The sequence below is a fragment of the Sphingopyxis microcysteis genome (assembly GCF_012274265.1).
GTDB lineage: Bacteria > Pseudomonadota > Alphaproteobacteria > Sphingomonadales > Sphingomonadaceae > Sphingopyxis > Sphingopyxis microcysteis.
This window is the reverse complement of the sequence record NZ_JAANYY010000002.1, coordinates 357672-380789: the sequence shown is the minus strand read 5'-3', so window position 1 is coordinate 380789 and position 23118 is coordinate 357672. Positions and strand designations below refer to the sequence as shown.

The 23118-nt window shown below is 66.2% G+C and carries 15 protein-coding genes, 1 tRNA gene and 2 pseudogenes; 10 read left to right on the top strand and 8 right to left on the bottom strand.

Annotation, left to right across the window (positions count from 1 at the left end; translation table 11 throughout):
- Nucleotides 1-116: 116 nt before the first annotated feature.
- The 3 genes and pseudogenes from G9408_RS01690 to G9408_RS16730 form a co-directional block, all read right to left on the bottom strand.
- Nucleotides 117-1451, bottom strand: coding sequence for an MFS transporter (locus G9408_RS01690; protein WP_168452428.1), 1335 nt, complete (start codon nt 1449-1451; stop codon nt 117-119).
- Between the two features lie 246 nt (nt 1452-1697).
- A pseudogene (locus tag G9408_RS16735) lies at nt 1698-1988 on the bottom strand (TetR/AcrR family transcriptional regulator C-terminal domain-containing protein); the annotation flags it as partial.
- Nucleotides 1989-2135: 147 nt separating this feature from the next.
- A pseudogene (locus G9408_RS16730) lies at nt 2136-2294 on the bottom strand (TetR/AcrR family transcriptional regulator); the annotation flags it as partial.
- Between the two features lie 149 nt (nt 2295-2443).
- Between G9408_RS16730 and G9408_RS01680 the strand changes: the two are divergent.
- From G9408_RS01680 to G9408_RS01665, 4 genes are read left to right on the top strand one after another with little or no spacing between them, the layout of a single operon-like run.
- Nucleotides 2444-3598, top strand: a complete 1155-nt coding sequence (locus G9408_RS01680) for an efflux RND transporter periplasmic adaptor subunit (protein ID WP_168452427.1) — start codon at nt 2444-2446, stop codon at nt 3596-3598.
- Between the two features lie 3 nt (nt 3599-3601).
- Nucleotides 3602-6769: a multidrug efflux RND transporter permease subunit gene (locus G9408_RS01675; protein ID WP_168452426.1), complete on the top strand. Its 3168-nt coding sequence runs from the start codon at nt 3602-3604 to the stop codon at nt 6767-6769.
- Nucleotides 6762-8162 carry an efflux transporter outer membrane subunit gene (locus tag G9408_RS01670; protein WP_168452425.1) on the top strand — a complete coding sequence of 467 codons (1401 nt, stop codon included), beginning with the start codon at nt 6762-6764 and terminating at the stop codon, nt 8160-8162. Before G9408_RS01675 ends, G9408_RS01670 begins: the two co-directional genes overlap by 8 nt.
- A gap of 51 nt (nt 8163-8213) precedes the next feature.
- On the top strand, nt 8214-9278 hold the full coding sequence (locus G9408_RS01665; protein ID WP_235957433.1) for a DNA alkylation repair protein: 1065 nt from the start codon (nt 8214-8216) through the stop codon (nt 9276-9278).
- A 156-nt stretch (nt 9279-9434) separates the two neighbouring features.
- Here G9408_RS01665 and G9408_RS01660 read toward each other — a convergent pair whose 3' ends face one another.
- From G9408_RS01660 to G9408_RS01645, 4 genes are all read right to left on the bottom strand, one after another.
- Nucleotides 9435-11408, bottom strand: a complete 1974-nt coding sequence (locus G9408_RS01660) for a transglycosylase domain-containing protein (RefSeq protein ID WP_168452424.1) — start codon at nt 11406-11408, stop codon at nt 9435-9437.
- Nucleotides 11409-11569: 161 nt separating this feature from the next.
- A tRNA-Thr gene (locus G9408_RS01655) sits at nt 11570-11645 on the bottom strand.
- A gap of 60 nt (nt 11646-11705) precedes the next feature.
- Nucleotides 11706-12410, bottom strand: a complete 705-nt coding sequence (locus G9408_RS01650) for a UTRA domain-containing protein (protein ID WP_168452423.1) — start codon at nt 12408-12410, stop codon at nt 11706-11708.
- A complete protein-coding gene (locus G9408_RS01645; RefSeq protein WP_168452422.1) occupies nt 12407-13756 on the bottom strand; it encodes a formimidoylglutamate deiminase in 1350 nt (449 codons plus the stop codon). Before G9408_RS01645 ends, G9408_RS01650 begins: the two co-directional genes overlap by 4 nt.
- Before the next feature lie 29 nt (nt 13757-13785).
- Here G9408_RS01645 and hutI point away from each other — a divergent pair, with 29 nt between their 5' ends.
- From hutI to G9408_RS01615, 6 genes are all read left to right on the top strand, one after another.
- Nucleotides 13786-14997, top strand: coding sequence for an imidazolonepropionase (gene hutI / locus G9408_RS01640; protein WP_168452421.1), 1212 nt, complete (start codon nt 13786-13788; stop codon nt 14995-14997).
- Nucleotides 14994-16523 (top strand): histidine ammonia-lyase, encoded by a 1530-nt coding sequence (gene hutH / locus G9408_RS01635; protein ID WP_168452420.1) that lies wholly within the window; start codon nt 14994-14996, stop codon nt 16521-16523. The genes hutI and hutH overlap by 4 nt, the downstream gene beginning before the upstream one ends.
- Nucleotides 16523-17326: an N-formylglutamate deformylase gene (gene hutG, locus G9408_RS01630; RefSeq protein ID WP_168452419.1), complete on the top strand. Its 804-nt coding sequence runs from the start codon at nt 16523-16525 to the stop codon at nt 17324-17326. Before hutH ends, hutG begins: the two co-directional genes overlap by 1 nt.
- Nucleotides 17323-18987 (top strand): urocanate hydratase, encoded by a 1665-nt coding sequence (gene hutU, locus G9408_RS01625; RefSeq protein WP_168452418.1) that lies wholly within the window; start codon nt 17323-17325, stop codon nt 18985-18987. Before hutG ends, hutU begins: the two co-directional genes overlap by 4 nt.
- 118 nt (nt 18988-19105) lie before the next feature.
- Nucleotides 19106-20476 carry a 30S ribosomal protein S12 methylthiotransferase RimO gene (rimO, locus tag G9408_RS01620; protein ID WP_168452417.1) on the top strand — a complete coding sequence of 457 codons (1371 nt, stop codon included), beginning with the start codon at nt 19106-19108 and terminating at the stop codon, nt 20474-20476.
- Between the two features lie 93 nt (nt 20477-20569).
- Complete coding sequence (locus G9408_RS01615; protein ID WP_235957432.1) at nt 20570-22024, top strand: DUF4403 family protein; 1455 nt, start codon at nt 20570-20572, stop codon at nt 22022-22024.
- Here G9408_RS01615 and G9408_RS01610 read toward each other — a convergent pair whose 3' ends face one another.
- A complete protein-coding gene (locus tag G9408_RS01610) occupies nt 22025-23038 on the bottom strand; it encodes an inorganic phosphate transporter (protein WP_168452415.1) in 1014 nt (337 codons plus the stop codon).
- Nucleotides 23039-23118 lie beyond the last annotated feature (80 nt).

Genomic DNA, 23118 nt, shown 5'->3' with positions numbered 1-23118 from the left:
GGGTTGCCGTGCCCCGCGCGTCAAGCGCGCTTTGGGCAATAGTCCGCCCACCCTCCCCGACGATGTCGGCGAAAGGCGGAAAGAAAACGGCGCATCTGTCCGAATGAAAGCGCCCTTTACTGGCGCGCTGCGGCGATTGCAAGTGCGGGGTCGGCATCGCGGGCGAGCGCCCGGCGCATCAAAATCAGCAAGCCGATCATCACGATCCAGCTCGTCGTCGGCTGGAGCGCGAACACAAGATGCAGTTCGCGCGCCGCCGCGGCACCGTTTTTCGGATCGAAGCCGACAAGGTCGAGCAGCAAATAGCTGACTGCAATGGCAGCGGCGACGCCGAATTTCTGCATCAGGTTGAGCAGCGCAAACAGGAAGGCCGAACGATTGCGCCCGCAGCGCGCGGCATCGCGCGGGATGATGTCGGCCAGCATCGAATAGGTGAACAGCAAGCCGACGAACCCCGTTCCCAGCATCAGCGAAAAGCCGGTCGCCTGCACAATCCCCTGCGGTTGCTGAAGCAAGGTCGCGACCAGCAGGCTGGAGATCAGCAACCCCATCGCCATCATCATCGGAGGCTTCCCAAAACGGCGCGCCGCCATGGTCCAGATCGGCGAAGCAATGGCGCCGCCGATGAAGCTGGCGAACAGCAACAATGCGCTTTGCGCATCCAGATCAAGGACCGCCGCTGCAAAGAAGACGAACAGCGAGGTCAGCGAGCCAAAGGCGAAGCTGTTGAGAAACTGTACCCCGAGCAGCAGCATGAGCGGCGGGAAAGACAGCGAGGCCCGCAGCTCGCTGCGCCACCCGATACCGGGTTCGGCGACGACCGCGCGCAGCGGAACCTGGCGGATTGCGTAGAGCGCAATCGGCACCATCAGCATGAACAGGCTGGCATAGGCCATGATCCGCCCCTGCAGGCTGACCCCGGGGACCAGCAGCTGCGCGGCGGCGGGGGCCGCGAACGCCAGGATCAGCGCGATCTTCGCGAACCAGTCGCGCATCCCATAGAGCAAGGCGCTGTCACGCGGGGTGCGGACCAGCGCCGACCCCCAGGAGAGCTGCGCGACCTCGTACAGGCTGTAGCTGGAATAGAAGAGCACCATCATCAGGAACAGCGCGGCGAAGGGCAATCGATCCCCGATCGTGACGAGTGCCAGCAACAGCGACGCGAGCGGCACGAGCGCCAGCAGCATCCAGCGGCGATGCGCGCCAAGCCCGGTGCGCACGCGATCGACCATCGTCCCGATCAGCGGATCGACGACGCCGTCCCAGATCGTGGTGAGCGAAAAGAGCAGCCCGACCAGCGCCACCGAAATCACCCCGCCCTCGGCAATATAGGGCGGCAGATAAACGCTGAACGGCAGGCCGAGGATGACCGTCGGCCCGGCGGTCGCGGCATAAGCGGCGACGGTGCGCGGTCGCAATGTCTCGACTGGTTCGGGGGCAGTATTGGCCACGATGCGATGCTCCCGATGCCGAGGCGCGCAGGCTTTCAGTTATTGACAGCCATGTCAACAGGTCGGGGTGTCGACCATCACAGAATAGCCGGGCCATTTGCTCCGAGCTTGTCGAATCCTATTCCGTTCAGCTCGATCGTCCTTCACCGTAGCCCTGAGCCTGTCGAAGGGCGCCTCGCCGCGAAGCGCCCTTCGACAGGCTCAGGGCTACGGTGATTGGTCGAGACGCACCGCAACGCGCTCTGGCTAACCAATTTTGAAATGCGACAGAAACGGCTGGAGGCGCCAGTCGAGCTGGTCATTGTCGAGCCATTCATCCTCGAGCCCGGCCAGCGTGTGGAGCATCGAATCGCCGATGACGATGCTGAGCAGCAGTTTTGCCGCGGCTTCGGGGTCGTCGATTTCAGCCTCGCCCGTCGCGGCCCATTCGGCGAACAGCGTCGCCAGTTCCTCGATCGCCGGGATGTGAAGATCGCGGTAGATTTGCAGGGCGAAGTCGCGGTCGCGCAGGCTTTCCGAAATCAGCATCCGCATCAAGGCGACGGCGCGCGGCGACCGCATCCGGTCGCATTGCCGGTGCGCATAGCCGCGGAGCAGTTCGACGTTCGACAGGTCCGCCATCGCGAGGCACTCGGCCGGCTGGCACCGCGCTTCGTTGCCCCAGCGCGAGGCGATGGCGTGGAGCAACCCCTGTTTGTTGCCGAACAGGTCATAGAGCGTCGCGAGCGACCCGCCCGACCGTTTGACGATTTCGGCGAGGCTGGTGCGGTCATAGCCCTGTTCCAGAAACAGCGCCTCGGCGGCGTCGAGGATCGCGTCGCGGCGGCGTTCGCGCAGCGACATCGGCTCTGCGACGCATTCCAGCAAGTCGGACTGTGTCATCCGCGATTCTCTCCCTTGTGCTTTTCTGTAATCTAAATTACACATAGATAAGTGCAAGGCGTTTTCTGCGCCATCCACGCGTCATAATACAGCATTATTCAGGGGTTCTCATGAGTCGCGCTCGTTCCTTTGCCAGCGTCAGCGCCGCCGCGTTGGCCCTGTTGCTCACCGCCTGTTCGCCCGAAGCGCCCCCGGCCCCGCCGCCGCCCGAAGTCACTATCGTGACGGTCCGGTCGCAGGCGGTCCCGAACGTCATCGAGCTGCCCGGCCGGGTTCAGGCGGTCCGCACCTCCGAAGTCCGCGCCCGCGTCGACGGGATCGTCGAACGGCGACTGTTCAACGAGGGCAGTTTTGTGCGTGCCGGAACCGCGCTGTTCCGGATCGACCCGCGTCAGCTGACCGCCAACGCCAATGCGGCGCGCGCGCAGCTGTCGCGGGCGCAAGCCACCGCCGCCAACGCGCGGCAGGTCGTCGCGCGCTACCAGCCGCTGCTCGCCGACCAGGCGATCGGCCGCCAGGAATATGACGCGGCGGTCGCCGCGCAGCGCACCGCCGAAGCCGATGTGCAGGCGGCGCAGGCGAACCTGGAATCGGCGCGCCTGAACCTTGGCTATGCGTCGGTGACCGCGCCGATTTCGGGCCGCGCCCGCCGCGCCGAAGTCACCGAAGGCGCGCTGGTCAGCGCCGGGCAAGGCACCCTGCTGACGACGATCGAGCAGATCGACCGCGTTTACGTCAATTTCGGCCAGTCGAGTTCGGACCTGCTCGCCACGCGCCGCGACATGAGTTCGGGCCAGGTCAGCGCCCCGCAGCTCGAACGTGTCGAGGTCCAGCTGATCCTGGAAGATGGCAGCGCTTACCCCGTGGTCGGGCACCTCGACTTTCTCGACCTGTCGATCGACGAGGCGACCGGCACCGCGGCGCTGCGTGCGGAATTCCCGAACCCCAATGCAGCGCTGCTGCCCGGTCAGTTCGTGCGCGCGCGTATCTTTGCCGGAAATCGCGCCGACGGGATGCTGATCCCGCAGCGCGCAGTCAGGCTGGCGGCGGACGCCGCGACGGTGATGGTTCTGGATGCCAAGAACGTCGCGACGCCGCGCCCGATCAAGCTGGGTGCCATGGTCGCGGGCCAGTGGGCGGTTCTCGACGGCCTGAAACCCGGCGACCGGGTGATCGTCGATGGCCTGCAAAAGGTCCAGCCGGGCCAACCGGTGCGCATCGCGCCGCCCAAGGGAACGGCATCGACGCCTGCGGCAAAGCGCTGATCGATGACCCCGCGCTTTTTCATCGACCGACCCATTTTTTCCTGGGTCATCGCCATCGGCATCCTGCTTGCCGGGATCATCGCGCTGCGCGGCCTGCCCGTCGAACAATATCCGTCGGTCGCACCGCCATCGCTGTCGATCGGCGTCACCTATCCGGGTGCCGACGCCAAGACGCTGGAACAGAATGTCACGCAGGTCATCGAGCAAGAGCTGAACGGGGTCGAGGGCTTCCTCTACATGGCCTCGACCAGCGAATCGAACGGCACCGCGTCGATCAACCTGACCTTCGAGGCCGGGACCGACATCGACAATGCGCAGATGGAGGTGCAAAACCGCCTGCGCCGCGTCGAACAGCGGCTGCCCGAAGATGTCCGGCGTCAGGGCATTTCGGTGACCGAAGCCAATTCGGGCTTTCTGCTGATCGTCGCGATCACCTCAAAGAGCGGCAACACCGATCCGATGGAGGTCAACAACTTCGCCAACACGCGCGTCCTCGACGAGCTGCGGCGGGTGAACGGCGTCGGCAATGTGCAGGCTTTCGCCCCCGAATATGCCATGCGCATCTGGCTCGATCCGCAAAAGCTGGCTTCGTACAATCTGTCCGCCGCCGAAGCGCTCGGCGCGGTGCAGGAACAGAATAGCCAAACCCCGGGCGGCCAGCTGGGTGACCAGCCGATCGCCAAGGGTGCGCAGCTCAACGCGGTGATCACGACGCAGGGCCGCTTTACCAAGCCCGAGCAGTTCGAGAGCATCATCCTGCGCGCCAACCCCGACGGGTCGGCGGTCACGCTCCGCGACGTCGGCCGCGTCGAGCTGGGATCGGCGAGCTATCTCTTCTCCTCCGAACTCAACGGCAAGCCGATGGCGGGGCTGGCGGTTCAGCTGACCCCCGGCGCCAATGCGTTGGCGACGGCGGAAGGCGTACGCGCGCAAATGGCCGAACTGGCGAAGGGCTTTCCGCCCGACATCACCTGGTCGATCCCCTATGACACGACGCCGTTCATCCAGCTGTCGATCGAAGAAGTGGTGATCACCCTCGTCGAGGCGATGGTGCTCGTCTTCCTCGTCATGTTCCTGTTCCTGCAGAACTGGCGCGCGACGGTGATTCCGACCGTGGTCGTCCCGATCGCGCTGGCGGGCGCGTGCCTCGGCCTCTGGATGTTCGGTTTTTCGATCAACGTGCTGACGCTGTTCGGCATGGTGCTGGCGATCGGCATCCTCGTCGATGACGCGATCGTCGTGATCGAAAATGTCGAGCGGATCATGAACGAGGAGCATCTGTCGCCCTATGATGCGACGGTGAAGGCAATGGGGCAGATCACCAGCGCGATCATCGGCATCACGCTGGTGCTGATCGCGGTGTTCATTCCGATGGCGTTTTTCCCCGGATCGACCGGCGGCATCTATCGCCAGTTTTCAATGACGCTGGCGATCTCGATCGCCTTCTCGGCGCTGCTCGCGCTGACGCTCACTCCGGCGCTATGCGCAACGCTGCTCAAGCCGCACGACGATACGGCGCGCAAGGGCAAGATCGGCGCCTTCTTCGACCGCTTCTTTGCCCGCTTCAACAGCTGGTTCGGGCGGACGACCGATCGATATCAGGGCAGCGTCGGCAAGATATTGGCAGCGCCGCTGCGCTGGCTCGGCGTGTTCGCGGCGATGGTGCTGGTGACCGGCCTGCTGTTCACGCGCCTGCCCGGATCCTTCCTGCCGCAAGAGGATCAGGGCTATCTGATCACCGTGGTGCAGGCGCCGCCGGGCGCAACGTCGCAGCGGACCGCCGAGGCGACCAAGCAGGTCAAGGCCTTCTTCGCCGAACAGCCGCAGGTCGCGAACATCGTGCTGGTCAATGGCTTCAGCTTTTTCGGGCAGGGTCAGGCGAACGCGATCATGTTCACGCCGCTGAAACCCTGGGACGAACGCACCGGCGATGGCGACAGCGCCGATGCGATCGCGGGCAAGGCGATGGGGACGTTGATGGGGATCAAGGAGGCGTTCGCCTTTTCGCTGAGCCCGCCTTCGATCCCCGAACTGGGCACGTCGAGCGGCTTTACCTTCAAGCTGCAGGACCGCGGCGCCAACGGGCGCGAGGCGCTGGTCGCGGCGCGCAACCAGATGCTGGGCGGCGCGATGCAGAGCAAGCTGCTCGCCAACGTCCGCCCCGAGGGGCAGGAAGATGCCCCGGTGCTGAAGGTCGACATCGACCGCATTCAGGCGCGCGCGCTTGGGCTGTCGATCGGCGAGGTCAATGCGACGCTGGCGATCAGTTTCGGCAGTGCCTATGCCAATGACTTTACCCGCGAAGGGCGCGTGCTGCGCGTGTTGCTGCAGGCCGATGCCGCAAGCCGGATGACGCCGCAGGACGTGCTCGACCTGCGCGTGCGCAGCGCCAATGGCGACATGGTGCCGTTCGGATCGTTCAGCAAGGCGGCTTGGTCGGCCGAAGCGCCGCAGTTGCAACGCTATAACGGCTATCCGGCGATGACGATTTCGGGCGAACCCGCGCCGGGGCAATCGACCGGCGAGGCGATGGCCGAAATGGAACGGCTGGCCGAGCAATTGCCGCCGGGCTTTGCGTTCGAATGGACCGGCATCTCCTATGAAGAGAAGCAGTCGGCGGGGCAGATCGGGCTGTTGCTCGGGCTGTCGCTGGTCGTCGTCTTCCTGCTGCTCGCGGCGCTCTACGAAAGCTGGTCGGTGCCGGTGTCGGTGCTGCTGGTGGTGCCGCTCGGCGTACTCGGCGCGGTCCTGTTCTCGATGTTCCGCGGGCTTTCCGCCGACATTTATTTCAACGTCGGGCTGATCACGATCATCGGGCTAGCGGCGAAGAACGCGATCCTGATCGTCGAATTTGCGATCGAGCAGGAGGCCGAAGGCAAATCGACGCTCGATGCGGTGATGGAGGCGGTAAAGCTCCGCCTGCGGCCGATCATCATGACCAGCCTCGCCTTCATCCTCGGCATGGTGCCGCTCGTCATCGCGAGCGGCGCGGGCGCGGCGAGCCGCATCGCGGTCGGGTCGGGGGTGATGGGCGGAATGATCGCCGCGACCTTGCTCGGCATCTTTTTCATTCCGCTCTTCTATCTGTCGGTGCGCAAATGGCTCAGCCGCAAACGCCCGCCGTCGCCTGCCGAAAAGGGCCATCATGGCGAGGAGCCGACCCATGCGTAAGCTGATCGTCCTGCTCGCCGCCACGATGCTCGCCGGCTGCGTCAATATGGCGCCGCGGCACGAGCGCCCGGCGCTGCCGACCGCGCCCGACTATCCGCAGGCCTTTGCGGGCGATGTGACGCTGGGCCAGCGCGCCACCGACGTCGCGTGGCAGGATTTCTTCGCCGACCCGCAATTGGAAGTGCTGATCGCGCAAGCAATCGAACGCAACCGCGACCTTGCGGTGGCGGTGGCGCAGATCGAGGAAGCGCGCGGACTCTACCGCATCCAGGACGCCGACCGGCTGCCGACGGTCGGCGCGAGCGCCGATGCGGCACGCACCCGCGGGCCGTCGCTGACCGGCGCCGGGACCGACACGACCAGCCGCTATTCGGTCGGGGTCGGGGTGACGTCGTTCGAGCTCGACTTCTGGGGGCGGGTCAAGAATCTGTCCGAAGCCGCGCGCAGCCAGTATCTGGCGACCGAACAGGCCGAGCGCGCGTTCCGGCTGGCGCTGGTGCGCGACGTCGCATCAACCTATTTCGCCTCACGCGGCGCCGAGGAGCAGATCGCGCTCGCCGAAGCGACGGTGACCAGCCGCAAGCAAGGGCTACGGATCGCCAAGCGGCGCCTCGACGCGGGGGTGACCTCGGCGCTCGATTATCGCCAGTCGGAAACGCTGCTGACGCAGGCCGAGACGCAGCTGGCGAGCCTGAAGCTGGGCAAGGCGCAGGCCGACAATTTCTTGGCCGTGCTGACCGGCGGACCGGTGTCCGGTCCCCTGCCCGCGCCGTTACCGCTCGTTGCGCAAGGCCAGTCGCCGACGCTGACCGCGGGGCTACCATCGGACCTGCTCGTCGCACGGCCCGACATTCTCGCCGCCGAGGAACGGCTGCGCGCCGCGCGGGCCAATGTCGGCGCGGCGCGGGCGGCGTTTTTCCCGTCGATTTCGCTGACCGGCAACCTGGGCTTTGCGTCGGGATCGCTCGACAATCTGTTCAGCAACGATGGTTTCGGGTGGAGTTTCGGCCCGACGATCAGCCTGCCCATTTTCGATTTCGGGCGCAACAAGGGCAATCTGACCGTCGCCGAAGCACGCGAGAATATCGCGGTCGCCACCTATGAGCGCACAGTGCAGGGCGCGTTCCGCGAAGTCGCCGACGCGCTCGCCGGGCGCCGCTACCTTGCCGAACAGGTCGAGGCGCAGGAACGCGGCACGCTGGCGCAGCGGCGCATCGCCGATCTGGCGCGCAAGCGGTACCGCGAGGGCGTGTCGACATACCTCGAAGTGCTCGACGCCGAACGCAATCTGTTCGCGGCCGAACAGGCGCTGGTGGAAATCCGCCGCGCGCAGGTCGATAATCTGGTCACGCTCTATGTGGCGCTCGGCGGCGGGCTGGTCGAGCGGAGGTAAAGGACCAGACCGATTTCGGATAGCGCCAGCCCTGCCCTGCTGAAGGACATATTGGGTCCGCAAGCGCTGGCGACGATCGCCGACGCGGGCGCCGCTGCTTCGCCGCGCTTTGACCGGGCAGCGTTCCTTGCTGCCGCGACTGGCGGGCTCGAGGCGCTGTCGATCATGGAGCGGGTACGCCATATCGCCGATGCGTTGCGCCCCGCGCTGCCCGCCGATTACGATGCGGCGCTGGACGTGATTACCGTTATGGCGCCGCGACTGACGCACGGGTTTCAGGCGGTCGCGGTGACCGAATATGTCGCGCGATACGGCCTCGACGATTTTGATCGCTCGATGGATGCGCTCGCGGCGCTGACGCGCTTCGGCACCGCCGAATTCGCGATCCGGCCGTTTCTGGCGCTCGACGCCGACCGGGCGCTCGCGACGATGGCCGGGTGGACCAGCAGCGACGACGAGCATGTCCGCCGCCTCGCGAGCGAGGGCGGCAGGCCGCGACTGCCGTGGGCCGCGCGCGTCCCCGCGCTCAAGGCCGACCCGACCCGCGCGGCGGATATCCTCGAGGCGCTGAAGGCGGATCCCGCGCTTTATGTCCGCAAATCGGTCGCCAATCATTTGAACGACATCGCCAAGGACCGGCCCGACTGGTTGCTCGACCGGTTGGCGGACTGGCCGCAGGTCGATCCGCACACGGCGTGGATCATCCGTCACGCGCTGCGCACCCTGATTAAGCAAGGCGAGCCGCGCGCGCTCGCGCTGATCGGGGTCGGACATGGGGCGGCGGTGACGGTGCGCAATTTCGTCGTCGAGCCAGCGGTGGTGCGACTGGGCGATCGGATCGCGATTGACGCGGAAATTACATCCACCGCTGCCGAAAACCAGCCGCTGGTGGTCGATTATCGGGTCCATTATGCGCGGGCGGGGGGCAAAAGCGCGGCCAAGGTGTTCAAGTGGAAGACGTTCGACCTCGCGGGGGGCGAGGCTGTCGCACTGCGCATCAACCAGACGATCCGCGATTTCACTACGCGGCGGCATCATCCCGGGCGGCATACTGTTGAACTGATCGTCAATGGGCAGACGGTGGGGGCTAGCGGGTTCGAGTTGTTGGCGGATTGACCAAGGCCCAAGAAAATTCGTGTTTCCCCGCGAAGGCGGGGATCCATCACCGATCGGCTCAAACTTGCGCAGGCCGGTGATGGGCTCCCGCCTTCGCGGGAGCACGGCGCTACTAAATGGCGATTGAAACTTTCGCCGACGCTCCGCACCCTCCCCTTACGGCGGCGGCGGGACCGGCTCCGCAGGCGTATCTTTCGGCAGCGGCAACCGCAGGTCGATCCGGCTGCCGTTGATTTCGGTCGAGATCACCGCGTCGCCGCTTTCGATGCCGACGCTGGTATTTTCGCCCACCGGAATCGCGCCGACGTCGGGAATATCCTGCGGCTCGACGGGCCCGCGCGGGTTCGTCTCGCGCCGCGGCGCCGCTTTTTGCCCCGACGCCTGCATCATGAAGTCGCGCCAGATCCGGGCCGGCAGCCCGCCGCCCGAAATGCCGCGAAGGGGCGAATTGTCATCGTTGCCAATCCACACCCCGACCACCAAGCCATTGGCATAGCCCACAAACAGCGCGTCGCGATTGTCCTGGCTCGTTCCGGTCTTGCCGAAATTGGCCTGCGGCAGTCGCGCGGCGCGACCGGTGCCGCGATTGACCGCGGCGCGCAGCATTTGTTCGATGTCGTCATGCACGCCCGACCCAAAGCGGCTGGGTCCCGAGATCAGATTTTCGAACCACCCCTTTTCCTCGCCCTTGAACGCGTGCGGAACGACCGGATAGCTGTTCGCCGCGACCGCGGCATAAGCAGCGGTGAGTTCGAGCAGGGTCATGCTCGACGTGCCGAGCGCGAGGCTGGGATCGCCCTTGGTCATCGGCGCGGTGACCCCCAGGTCGCGCGCCATGTCGATCACCTTGTCATCGCCGACCTCGCGCAGCAGCCGCACCGCGGCGACGTTGCTCGACGTCGCAAAGGCGTCCTCGAGGCTGATTTCCTTCGAGTATGTGCCGCCCGAATTTTTCGGCTGATACGCGCCGGTCACGATCGCTTCGTTGCTGATCATGTCGTCGGGGTCCCAACCGTCCTTCAGCGCGGCGAGATAGACGAACAGTTTGAAGGTCGATCCCGGCTGGCGCTTCGCCTGCGTCGCGCGGTTGAAGGGCGACGCCGAATAATCCTTGCCGCCGATCATCGCGACGACTTCGCCGTTCGGGCGCATCGCGACGAGCGCGACCTGCGCCTTGCCCAGCCCCGCGCGACCGGTGACGCGGCGCGCGATCGACTGGAGCCGCGCGTCGAGCGTCGTCGTGATCGTCTGGCGCGAATAGCCGACGTCGCTCAATTTGCGCGCCTCGGGGAGCGCCCAGTCGGCGAAATAGGTCCCGGTCGGCAGCGTGTTGCGGGTGCGCACGTCGATGCGCGGGGTGCGGATCGCCCTGGCTTCGGCGGCGGTCATGGTGCCGGTGTCGACCATCGCGTTCAGCACCAGTTTCATGCGCTTTTCGGCGAGATCGGGATTCTTGGTCGGCGCGAGACGCGACGGCGCCTGCACCAGTCCCGCCAGCATCGCCGCCTGCGCCGGGGTGAGTTTTTCGGGCTGGCGATAGAAATAATGCAGCGACGCGGCGCGCAGACCATAGGTATTGTCACCAAAATAGGCGTTCGACAGATAGCGTTCGAGGATCTCGTCCTTGGTCAGCCAAGCTTCGAGCCAGAAGGCGATCAACGCTTCGCGCGCCTTGCGGCCGAGGGTGCGTTTCGGGGTCAGGAAGGTGAATTTCGCCAGCTGCTGGGTGATCGTGCTGCCGCCCTGCGTCCGCCCGCCCGTGACATTGCTCCACACCGCGCGCGCGATGCTGCGCGGATCGACCCCCCAATGACTGTAAAAGCGCCGGTCCTCGATCGCGAGGAAGGCGCCGGTGACATGTTTCGGCAGGTCGGCGGCCTTTACCGGCGCATCGACGATCGCGCCCGACCGCGCGATCGGGGTGCCGTCCGACGCGAGCAGCGTAACCTGCGGCGGAGCAATTGGTTCGAGCGATTTCGACAGCGGCGCGGTGAGCGCCAGCCAGCCGACGAGCAGGATGAAGAGGATGCAGAAGATCGCAAAGCCGCGCGATATGCGGCGCAGCCATTTGCGGCGGCGGCTTTCCGGAACAACCGGCGGCGGCGCGTCGAAACCGGGGGTGTCCGGCATCGCGAACGATGGCGCAGCGGGCGCTGGTTCGGGCGTTTGGGATTTACGAAACCACGTCATGCTCACTCGCCGTATTACAATCGCAATACAGCATAAGCAAATGGCTTATGCGGCCTGCCAGCTATCGCAACCCGCCGATTGCGCGCGAATGAACGGGAGGGTGGTGCCGCTTACAGGACTCGAACCTGTGACCCCATCATTACGAATGATGTGCTCTACCAACTGAGCTAAAGCGGCAACGAGGCGCGCCTCTAACAGCGTGTCGGGACGAAAACAAGCGGTGTTGCGACCCTGGGCTCAATTGCCCTCGCGCTTGCCCGTCCCCGCCTGAAATTCCGCCACCAGATCGAAGCGGTCGCCGCGGAAGAGCTGGCGGACATGGGTGACCGGACGGTCGCCGCGCCAGGTATCGCGTTCGAGCTGGAGGCAGGCGGCGCCGCTGCCGGTCGCCAGCGCCGCGGCTTCGGCGCGAGTGGCGGCGACGGCGCGCACGACATGGCGGGCCGAGGTCCAGGGGATATGCGCGAGCAGCCAGGTTCCGGGCGCCTCGGCGGCGAAGTTCGCTTCGGCTGCGGCGGGCACTTCGGCGAGTTCGATCGTGCGATTCTCGAGCGCAAAGGGTTCGTCGGCGGCAAAGTGAATGCCGTCGATCTGGAGCGTGTCGGCGCCGCCTGCATTTTTGCGGCGCAGGATCGCGCGCGCTTCCCAGCGATAGGATTCACCGCGCGCGGCGATCAGCTCGGCAAGGTCGGGTACGGTCATCACCGCCGAATGCACCGGCGGATGCGCGACGAACGACCCGGCCTTGCGGCGCCGTTCGACCAGTCCCGCCGCGACGAGTTCGGCCAGCGCCTTGCTGACCGTTGCGCGCGCGCAGCCGTAGCGTGCCGCGAGCTCCTGTTCGATCGGGATGCGCGTGCCGGGTTTCCATTCGCCCGAGTGGATGCGGCCCTCAATATCCTCGCGGATCCGGCGCGCAGGGTTCGGCGCCGCGCGCGTCACGCGACGATCCGCTCGACGCTTTTGCGATACGCGGCGGCGATGGCGGCGCGATCGACGTGGCGCCCCTGCACGACGCGCTTCACCCCGGCGCGCCAGACGCAATCGATCGCCCCTGCCCCGCCCGCAAAAATCCAGCGATCAAGCAGCGTCGCATCGTCGGTCCCTGCAAAGCTCGGGTGATCGAGGTCGAGCGAGACGATGTCGGCGGGCTGGCCGACCCTGAAGCCGGCTTCGACCCCCAGCGCCTGTGCACCGCCAGCGAGCGCCCGGGCATAGAGGTTGGCGCCGACGAACGGCGACGCCTCGCCAGCCAGCAAGGCCCGCGCACGGTGTGCGAGCCGCTGCGAATATTCGAGCGCGCGCAGCTCGCCCGCTGCATCGATCAGGATATTGCTGTCGGTACCGATGCCGAAAGCGCCGCCCGCCGCGAGATAGTCGATCGCCGGAAAGATGCCGTCGCCAAGGTTCGCCTCGGTAATCGGACAAAGCCCGGCGACCGCCCCCACTGTGGCGAGCCGCGAGGTCTCGCGCGCATCGACATGCGTCGAATGGATGAGGCACCAGCGTTCGTTGACCCCGGCATTGTCGAGCAGCCATTCGACCGGCCGCGCCCCGCTCCACGCGACGCAATCCTCGACCTCTTTCACCTGTTCAGCGGCGTGGACATGGACCGGGCCGGTGGGCGACATGGCGAGGAGTGCGGCCAACTCGTCGGGTCCGACGGCACGCAGCGAGTGCGGTGCAATGCCGATATTGGCGTCGCCAGCCAGCTTGGCGCGCGCGCCGTCGAGCAGCCGCGCAAAACCGTCGATGTCGCAGAGGAAGCGGCGCTGGCCGGGGCTGGGCGCAGCGCCGCCGAAATTCCCATGCGCATAGAATACGGGTAGCAGGGTCAGGCCGATCCCGGTCGCCGCGCTGGCCTCGACGATCGCGCCCGCGATTTCGGCTGGGTCGGCGTAGGTCGCGCCCGCCGGGTCATGGTGGAGATAGTGGAATTCGCCGACGCGGGTGAACCCACCCTCGAGCATTTCGACATAGGCCTGCGCGGTGATCGCCGCGACATCCTCGGGCGTTAGCCGGTCGAGGAAGCGGTACATGATCTCGCGCCAGCTCCAGAAATTATCGTCGGGGCGGCTGCGGCGCTCCGAAAGCCCGGCCATGCCGCGCTGGAACCCATGGCTGTGGACATTGCACAACCCGGGCAGCGCCGCCGCGTGGTGCTCGTCGTCCTGCGCCGCTTCGACCCCGGTTTCAAGCGCAGCAATCCGCCCATCTTCGACGGTCAGCCGCACATCATGCTGCCAGCTGTTGTCGATCCACGCGCGCTGAAACCAGTAAGCCATCATCGGGAGCCCTCATATTATGTCTAGACATAATGACCCATTCGGGAGATGTTGTCCAGATGGAGCATAGCTGGACCAACGCGCGACTCGCGACGATGATCGATGACGGGCTGGGGCTGATCGACGATGGCGTCGTCACGGCCGAGGACGGGCGCATCGTTTATGCCGGACCCGCCGATGGCGCGCCGGCGCAGACGGCGCCGAGCACTGATTGCGGCGGCCGGTTGATCACCCCCGGGCTGATCGACTGCCACACGCACCTCGTCCACGGCGGCAATCGCGCAAACGAATGGGCGATGCGGCTCGACGGTGCGAGCTATGAAGATATTGCGCGTGCGGGCGGCGGGATCGTGTCGACGATGCGCGCGACGCGCAACGCGAGCGAGGCCGAGCTCATCGATAGCGCACTGCCGCGCCTCGACGCGCTGCTCGCCGAAGGTGTCACGACGATCGAGATCAAGTCGGGCTATGGCCTGTCGACGGAAGACGAGACCAAGATGCTGCGCGCAGCGCGCGCGCTTGGCGAGCAGCGGCGGGTCCGGGTCGCGCCGACCTTTCTGGGCGCCCACGCGCTTCCCCCCGAATATAAGGGCGATAGCGACGCCTATATCGACCTTGTCGTCGACGCGATGATCCCGGCCGCGGCGCCGCTCGCGACCGCGGTCGACGCCTTTTGCGAGGGCATCGGCTTTTCGCCCGCGCAGTGCGAGCGCGTGATTGAGGCGGCGAAAGCGCATGGCCTCGCGGTGAAGCTCCACGCCGAACAATTGTCGGCGCTGCACGGCAGTGCGCTAGCGGCAAAGCATGGGGCGCTATCGGCCGATCATCTGGAGCATGCGACCGACGACGATGTCCGCGCGATGGCGGAGGCCGGGACGGTCGCGGTGCTGCTGCCCGGCGCCTATTATTTCATGCGCGAGACGAAATTGCCGCCGATCGCCGCGATGCGCCGCCACGGCACGCGGATTGCGCTGGCCACCGACTGTAATCCCGGCACCTCGCCAACGACGTCGCTGCTGCTGATGCTCAACATGGGTGCGACGCTGTTCGGACTGACCGTCGTCGAGGCGCTGCGCGGGGTCACCGTCAACGCCGCCGCGGCGCTGGGGCTTGGCACCGAGATCGGCACGCTCGAGCCCGGCAAGGCCTGCGACCTTGCGATCTGGAACGTCAGCGACCCCGCCGAGCTGGTCTATCGCATCGGTTTCAACCCGCTTCACCAACGCATCAAGGACGGCCAATGACATTTGTGACGATCATCCCCGGCGCAATGACGCTGACCGACTGGCGCGCCATTTATGACGGCGCGGGCGCCGCGCTCGATGCGGCGGCATGGAATGCGATCGACGCAAGCGCCGCCGCGGTGGCGCGAATCGTTGCCAAGGGCGACCCCGTCTATGGCATCAACACCGGTTTCGGAAAGCTGGCCAGCGTGCGGATCGCGAGCGACGATCTGGCGACGCTCCAGCGCAATATCGTGCTCAGCCACGCGGCGGGGACCGGCGCGCCCTCACCCACCCCCGTCGTCCGCCTGATGATGGCGCTCAAGCTCGCGAGCTTCGGCGTCGGCGCATCGGGGGTCCGACGCGAAACCGTCGCGATGCTCGAAACGATGCTGGGCCAGGGCTTGACCCCTGTCGTTCCGTCGCAGGGATCGGTCGGGGCGAGCGGCGACCTGGCGCCGCTGTCGCATATGGCCGCCGCGATGATCGGCGTCGGCGACATCGAGGTTGGCGGCGAAACGAAGCCCGCGGCCGAGGCGCTGGCACAGGCGGGCCTGGCGCCGCTCGAACTCGGCCCGAAGGAAGGGTTGGCCCTCCTCAACGGCACCCAATTTTCGACCGCGAATGCGCTCGCGGGATTGTTCCGCGCCGAAACCGCCTTCCGTTCGGCGCTGATCACCGGCGCGCTCTCGACCGAAGCCGCCAAAGGCTCCGACGCGCCGTTCGACCCGCGCATCCACGCGCTGCGCGGCCATGCCGGGCAGCGAGAGGTGGGTGACGCACTGCGCGGGCTGATGGCGGGATCGGCGATCCGCGCCTCGCACGCGGTCGACGATCCGCGTGTGCAGGATCCCTATTGCCTCCGCTGTCAGCCGCAGGTGATGGGCGCGGTGCTCGACCTGCTCCGCCAAGCCGCGACAACGCTCGGCGTCGAAGCCAATGGCGTCTCGGACAATCCGCTCATCTTTGCCGACACCGACGAGGCGCTCTCAGGGGGTAACTTCCACGCCGAACCCGTGGCATTCGCCGCCGACATGATCGCCATGGCGCTGTGCGAAATCGGGTCGATTGCGGAGCGCCGGATCGCGATGCTCGTGGATCCGGCCTTGTCGGGCCTGCCCGCCTTCCTAACCCCGCGCCCCGGCCTCAACTCGGGCTTCATGATCCCGCAGGTGACCGCCGCCGCACTCGTCAGCGAGAACAAGCAGCGCGCTTATCCTGCCAGCGTCGATTCGATCCCGACCTCGGCCAATCAGGAGGATCATGTGTCGATGGCGGCACACGGCGCGCGCCGCCTGCTCGACATGGCCGACAATGTCAGCGCGGTGCTCGGCATCGAATTGCTCGCGGCCTGTCAGGGGGTCGATTTCCACGCGCCGCTCGTATCGAGCGATGCGCTGGAAGCGGCGCGCCGGCATTTGCGCGCCGCGGTTCCGACGCTCGAGGACGACCGCCATTTCTATCCCGATATGGAAGCGGCGACCGCGCTGATCCGCGACGGCAGCCTGGTCGCGACGGTTCCCGCCGACCTGCCGGGTCTCGGCTAATGGACTGGATGCGCGTCCATCGCGGCGACGCGCCGCTCGTCATCGCCTTCCCGCATGGCGGCACCGACCTTGCGGGTCTGGACGCGCAGTTCGTTTCGCCCTGGCATGCGCAGATCGACACCGACTGGTGGATTGCGGACCTCTACGCCTTCGCCGCCGATCTCGGCGCGACCTTGGTCGCGACCGATATTTCGCGCAGCGTGATCGACATGAACCGCGATCCGTCGGGTGCGTCGCTCTATCCCGGACAGGCAACGACCGAGCTCTGCCCGACGACGACCTTTGACGGCGAACCGCTCTATCGCTTTGGCGAACCCGACGAGGCCGAGATCAGTGCGCGGCTGAATCTCTATCACCGCCCCTATCACGACGCGCTGAGCGAAGAACTGGGCCGACTGAAAGCCGCGCACGACCGCGTCGTCCTGTACGACGCCCATTCGATCCGCAGCCACGTCCCGCGCCTGTTCGACGGCGAGCTGCCGCAGTACAACATCGGCACCAACGGCGGCGCGACATGTGCGCCTGAGCTGGAAACCATCGTCGCCAATATCTGCGCCGCCAGCGGACGCAGCCATGTGGTCAACGGCCGCTTCAAGGGCGGCTGGACGACGCGCCATTATGGCCGCCCCGAAAGCGGCGTGCACGCGGTCCAGATGGAGCTCGCGCAGCGCGGCTACATGGCTGAACCCGACACGATCACCCACGCCAACTGGCCCAGCCCCATCGATCCCGATCCCGCGATCCGGCCTGCCCTTGAACAGGTCATCGCCGCGACCCTCGATTTTGCGAAAGGACAAGCATGACCCGTCTCGACAACAGCCGCGTGATCCGCCCGGCAACCGGCCCGGACATCACGGCAAAAAGCTGGCTTACCGAAGCGCCGATGCGGATGCTGATGAACAACCTGCATCCCGACGTCGCCGAGGCGCCGCATGAGCTCGTCGTCTATGGCGGCATCGGCCGCGCTGCGCGCGACTGGGAAAGCTACGACCGGATCGTCGAGACGCTGAAACGGCTCGAAGGCGACGAGACCCTCCTCATCCAGTCGGGCAAGCCCGTCGGCGTTTTCCGCACCCACGAGAATGCGCCGCGCGTTCTGCTCGCCAATTCGAACCTCGTCCCCGAATGGGCGAATTGGGAACATTTCCACGAGCTCGATAAAAAGGGGCTGATGATGTACGGCCAGATGACCGCGGGCAGCTGGATCTACATCGGCAGCCAGGGCATCGTGCAGGGCACCTACGAAACCTTCGTCGAAATGGGCCGCCAGCATTATGGCGGCAGCCTCGCGGGCAAGTGGCTGCTCACCGCCGGCCTCGGCGGCATGGGCGGCGCGCAGCCGCTCGCGGCAGTGATGGCGGGCGCGAGCTGCCTTGCGATCGAATGCCAGCCGAGCCGCATCGAAATGCGCCTGCGCACCGGCTATCTCGACAAGCAGGCATCGAGCATCGACGAGGCGATCGCGATGATCGAGGCCAGCCATGCCGAGGGCAAGCCCGTCTCGGTCGGCCTGCTCGGCAACGCTGCGGAGATCCTGCCCGAGATGGTGCGCCGCGGCATCCGCCCCGACCTCTTGACCGATCAGACGTCGGCGCACGACCCCGTCAACGGCTATCTCCCCGCGGGCTGGACGCTCGACGAGTGGTTTTCGAAGCGCGAGAGCGATCCGGCATCTGTCGCCAAGGCCGCCAAGGCGTCGATGGCCGTCCATGTGCAGGCGATGCTCGATCTGCAGGCAGCAGGCGTGCCGACAACCGATTATGGCAACAACATCCGCCAGATGGCGAAGGACGAAGGCGTCGAGAACGCGTTCGACTTCCCCGGCTTCGTCCCCGCCTATGTCCGCCCGCTTTTCTGCCGCGGCATCGGCCCGTTCCGCTGGGCGGCGCTGTCGGGCGATCCCGAGGACATCTACAAGACCGACGCCAAGGTGAAGGAGCTGCTCCCCGACAACAAGCATCTCCACAACTGGCTCGACATGGCGCGCGAGAAGATCCAGTTCCAGGGCCTGCCCGCGCGCATCTGCTGGGTCGGGCTCGGCGACCGCCACCGGCTCGGCCTTGCCTTCAACGAGATGGTCGCGAACGGCGAACTCAAGGCACCGGTCGTCATCGGGCGCGACCATCTCGATTCGGGCTCGGTCGCCTCGCCCAACCGCGAAACCGAAGCGATGCGCGACGGATCGGACGCGGTTTCGGACTGGCCTTTGCTTAACGCCCTGCTCAACACCGCGTCGGGCGCGACCTGGGTGTCGCTCCACCATGGCGGCGGCGTCGGCATGGGCTATTCGCAGCACAGCGGCATGGTGATCGTCGCCGACGGCACGCCCGAAGCGGCGAAGCGGCTGGAGCGCGTGCTGTGGAACGACCCCGGCACCGGCGTGATGCGCCACGCCGACGCGGGCTATGACATCGCGATCGACTGCGCGCGCGAAAAGGGGCTCGACCTGCCCAGTTTGGGGTGAGGGTTCGGGGGGAGCGGAGCGATAGGAGCGGTTGTGGCTGGATCCGAACGCTTCGCGCCGCACCTGCGACAGCATCGCGTGACAAAGTGCAAAAAATCGCTTATGCGCGCCCGCAATCATGACAGTCAAAACGCTCCCCACCCAGCCGAAGGTCGGCATGGTTTCGCTCGGCTGCCCCAAGGCATTGGTCGATAGCGAACGGATTCTGACCAAGCTGCGCGCCGACGGTTACGGTCTGTCGCCCGATTATGCGGGCGCCGACGTCGTGCTGGTCAACACCTGCGGCTTCCTCGACTCGGCGAAGGAGGAAAGCCTCGAAGCGATCGGCGAAGCAATGGCCGAGAATGGCCGCGTCATCGTCACCGGCTGCATGGGCAATGAGGCCGAAGTCATCCGCGCCCGCTTCCCGAACGTCCTCGCGGTAACCGGCGCACATCAGTATGAGCAGGTCGTCGACGCAGTCCACGACGCCGCGCCGCCCACCCAAGGCCCCTTCATCGACCTCGTCCCCGAGGGCGGACTCAAGCTTACGCCGCGCCACTACAGCTATCTGAAGATTTCCGAAGGCTGCAACCACAGCTGCTCCTTCTGCATCATCCCCGATCTGCGCGGCAAACTCGTCAGCCGCCGCATCGATGCGGTGCTGCGCGAGGCCGAAAAGCTCGTCGCCGCGGGGACCAAGGAGCTGCTGGTGATCAGCCAGGACACCTCGGCTTACGGCGTCGATATCAGGCATGATCCGCGCCAGTGGCATGGCCGCGAAGTCCGCGCGCATATGACCGACCTCGCGCGCGAACTCGGCCAGCTGCGCACCAGCGAAGGCCGCGCCCCATGGGTGCGCCTCCACTATGTCTATCCCTATCCGCATGTCGACGCGGTGATCCCGCTGATGGCCGAAGGGTTGCTGACGCCGTACCTCGACATCCCCTTCCAGCACGCAAGCCCAAGCGTCCTCAAGCGCATGAAGCGCCCCGCGAACGAGGCGAAGGTGCTCGAGCGGCTGAAAAGCTGGCGCGCGATCGCGCCCGACATCGCAATCCGCTCGAGCTTCGTCGTCGGCTTCCCCGGCGAGACCGAAGAAGATTTCCAATATCTCCTCGACTGGCTCGACGAGGCGCAGCTCGACCGCGTCGGCGCCTTCCGTTTCGAACCCGTCGCGGGTGCGCAGGCAAACGCCCTGCCCGATCCGGTGCCTGAAGAGGTCAAGGAAGAGCGCTTCCAGCGGATCATGGCGAAAACGGCCGCGATCAGCGCCGCGAAGCTCGAAGCCAAGATCGGCCGCACGCTGCCCGTGATCATCGACGAGGTTGGCGAGGCGGACGAAGAGGGCAGCATCGGCGCGACAGGCCGGTCACAGGCCGACGCGCCCGAGATCGACGGCCACGTCTACCTCCGCGACGTCGCCGCGACGCTGAAGGCGGGCGACATCGTCGATGTCGAGATCGAGGACGCCGACGAGCATGACCTGTTCGGGGTCGTCCGCGCCTGAACCGCGCATTTGTTGGAACAACCTTTACCGACTGGTGTTACCATGAGGGCATCAATCGGGGGCTGAGACATGCGGGCGATCAACTTGTTGGCCATGGCCATTGCGTCGGGAAGCATGCTCACGGCGTGCGACCGCAAGGTCGATGTCGAACCGCCGCCGCGATCGACCGACAAAGCCCCTTCCCCGTCGCAAAAATCGCTGATCGCGGTGCCGATCAACGCCGATACCAGCGCGCTCAAGCGGGCGCTGGAACGCGCGGTGCCCAGGACGCTGTGGACGATCAACCGGCGCGAGCGGGCGTGCGTCAAGCCGCAGCGGGTCAAGGTGTTCGGCAAGAAGGTCAAGGTGACGCCGCCGATCGCCTGCACCATCGTCGGCCGCGTCACGCGCGGGGCGTTGCGGCTGCGTGGGGTGGGTGACGAAATTATCGTCGATGTGCCGCTCAATGCCACGATCGCGGCGCGCGACGTCGGCGGGGTGCTGAAGGGCGAGACCGCAACCGGCGCCGCGATGGCGCATGCGCGCGTCAGGATCGATGTCACCCCCGACTGGCGTACGCGCGGCACGGCGCGCATCAGCTATGGCTGGACCAAGGCGCCGGGGATCGATTTCCTCGGCAAGCGCATCACCTTCACCGACGAGGCCGATGCGAAGCTGAAGCCCGTCGTCCGCGACGTCGAGCGCGAGGTTAATCGGGAGATCGCGCGGATCGACATCCGCAAACAGGCGTCCGACGTGTGGCGACAGAGCTTCACCGCGCTCGAGCTCAATCGCGAAAACCCGCCGGTGTGGATGCGCGTGACGCCGCAGCGCATCCTGTATGGCGGGTATCGGATGGAGGGGCAGCAGATGCGGCTCAACCTGGGGCTGGAGGCGATCACCGAAACCTTTGTCTCGGGCCGACCCGCCGATCCCGCGCCGACGCCCTTGCCGACCATGGTTCGCGAAAAACCGACGCCGCACTTTGATGTGCGGGTGCCGGTACTCGCCGACTATGCGCAGTTGCAGCCCGTCGTCGATCGCGCGCTCAAGAAACGGTCGGCGCGGCCGTTCGACCTGCCCAAGGTCGGACCGATGATGGTCAAGTTCGGGCCGTCGACGATCTATGGCGCACCCGACGGGCGCGTCGCGCTGGGCGTCGATGTCGCGATGCGGCTCGCCAGTCGCAGCGGCGAACCGACCCATGGGCGCATTTGGATGACTGCGGTACCGGTCAACAACCCGGGGTCGGCCGAGGTGCGCTTTACCGACCTGCTGATCACCGGCGATACCGACGGTGTCGGCGGCGACGTGCTCATCGCGCTCGGACAGAATCCCGGCTTTGCGCCGTTGATCGCCGACGCCCTGACCCAGAATTTCACCCGCGACCTTGGCGAACTGCAGGGCAAGATCAAGCGCGCGGTCGACCAGCGCCGCGAAGGCGCCTTTGTCATTCGTACCCAGATCGACGGGTTCGAAATCGGCGCGATCAAGGCCTATGGCAACGGGCTGTATCTGCCAGTGCGCATGGTCGGCGGCGCGCGGGTCGACTACCGCCCGGCGCGCTGATCAGAACAGCCGGGTGATCGCGTAGAACGCTGCCGCAACGACCGCGCTCGCGGGGATCGTGATGAACCACGCCGCGACGACGTTGCTTGCCACGCCCCAGCGCACCGCACTAGCCCGGCGGGCGACGCCCGCGCCGATGATGCTGCCGGTGATCGTGTGCGTCGTCGACACCGGGATGCCGAGCAGGCTGGCGGTGAACACCATGATCGACCCGCCGGTCGAGGCGGCGAAACCCTGATGGTGCGACAGCTTGGTGATCCGCCCGCCCATCGTCTCGATGATCTTCCACCCGCCCGACAGGGTGCCGAGCGCGATCGCGACATAGCAGCTGAACGCCACCCAGTGGGGAACATGAAACTCGCCCTGCAGATAGCCGGTCGAATAGAGCAGCACCGCGATGATCCCCATCGTCTTTTGCGCGTCGTTCAGCCCGTGGCTGACCGAATAGGCGGCCGACGACAGCAGGTGGAGGCGGCGAAAGGTTTTTTCGGCGAATTTGGCGGTGGCGCGGTGCAGCGCCCAGCTGCTGACCAGCATCACCAGCATCGCCAGCAACATGCCGAGCATCGGCGAGAGGAAGATCGCGATGACGGTCTTGTTCAGGCCCGTCCATTCGATCCCCTCGAATCCCGCATGCGCGACCCCCGCACCGACGATGCCGCCGACCAGCGCGTGGCTCGACGACGACGGAATGCCCTTCAGCCAGGTGACGATGTTCCAGAACATCGCGCCGACCAGCGCCCCGAACACCACCGCCGGGGTCACCAGATCCTTGTCGATGATCCCCTTGCCGATCGTCTCGGCAACCTTGTGCAGTTCGGGAAAGATGATCGACAGGAAATAGGCGGCGAAATTGAAGAAAGCGGCAAAGACCACTGCCTGCACCGGACGCAACAGGCGCGTCGCGACGACGGTCGCGATACTGTTCGCGGCGTCGTGCAGCCCGTTCAGGAAATCGAACGCCAGCGCCAGGATGATCAGGCCGACGAGGAGCGGGAAAGCGAGTTCGTGCATCGACCTATATTCCCGAACTCAAAAGCCCGTTCGTGTCGAGCGAAGTCGAGACACCCGTCGGGGCAGCGCCATGTGGATGG

Bases quoted from the DNA above. Each gene is read 5' to 3' on its own strand.
- G9408_RS01680 (WP_168452427.1), top strand. From the start codon at position 2,444: ATGAGTCGCGCTCGTTCCTTTGCCAGCGTCAGCGCCGCCGCGTTGGCC.
- G9408_RS01675 (WP_168452426.1), top strand. From the start codon at position 3,602: ATGACCCCGCGCTTTTTCATCGACCGACCCATTTTTTCCTGGGTCATC.
- G9408_RS01670 (WP_168452425.1), top strand. From the start codon at position 6,762: ATGCGTAAGCTGATCGTCCTGCTCGCCGCCACGATGCTCGCCGGCTGC.
- G9408_RS01660 (WP_168452424.1), bottom strand. From the start codon at position 11,408: ATGCCGGACACCCCCGGTTTCGACGCGCCGCCGCCGGTTGTTCCGGAA.
- G9408_RS01645 (WP_168452422.1), bottom strand. From the start codon at position 13,756: ATGATGGCTTACTGGTTTCAGCGCGCGTGGATCGACAACAGCTGGCAG.
- hutI (WP_168452421.1), top strand. From the start codon at position 13,786: ATGACCCATTCGGGAGATGTTGTCCAGATGGAGCATAGCTGGACCAAC.
- hutH (WP_168452420.1), top strand. From the start codon at position 14,994: ATGACATTTGTGACGATCATCCCCGGCGCAATGACGCTGACCGACTGG.
- hutG (WP_168452419.1), top strand. From the start codon at position 16,523: ATGGACTGGATGCGCGTCCATCGCGGCGACGCGCCGCTCGTCATCGCC.
- hutU (WP_168452418.1), top strand. From the start codon at position 17,323: ATGACCCGTCTCGACAACAGCCGCGTGATCCGCCCGGCAACCGGCCCG.
- rimO (WP_168452417.1), top strand. From the start codon at position 19,106: ATGACAGTCAAAACGCTCCCCACCCAGCCGAAGGTCGGCATGGTTTCG.
- G9408_RS01615 (WP_235957432.1), top strand. From the start codon at position 20,570: ATGGCCATTGCGTCGGGAAGCATGCTCACGGCGTGCGACCGCAAGGTC.
- G9408_RS01610 (WP_168452415.1), bottom strand. From the start codon at position 23,038: ATGCACGAACTCGCTTTCCCGCTCCTCGTCGGCCTGATCATCCTGGCG.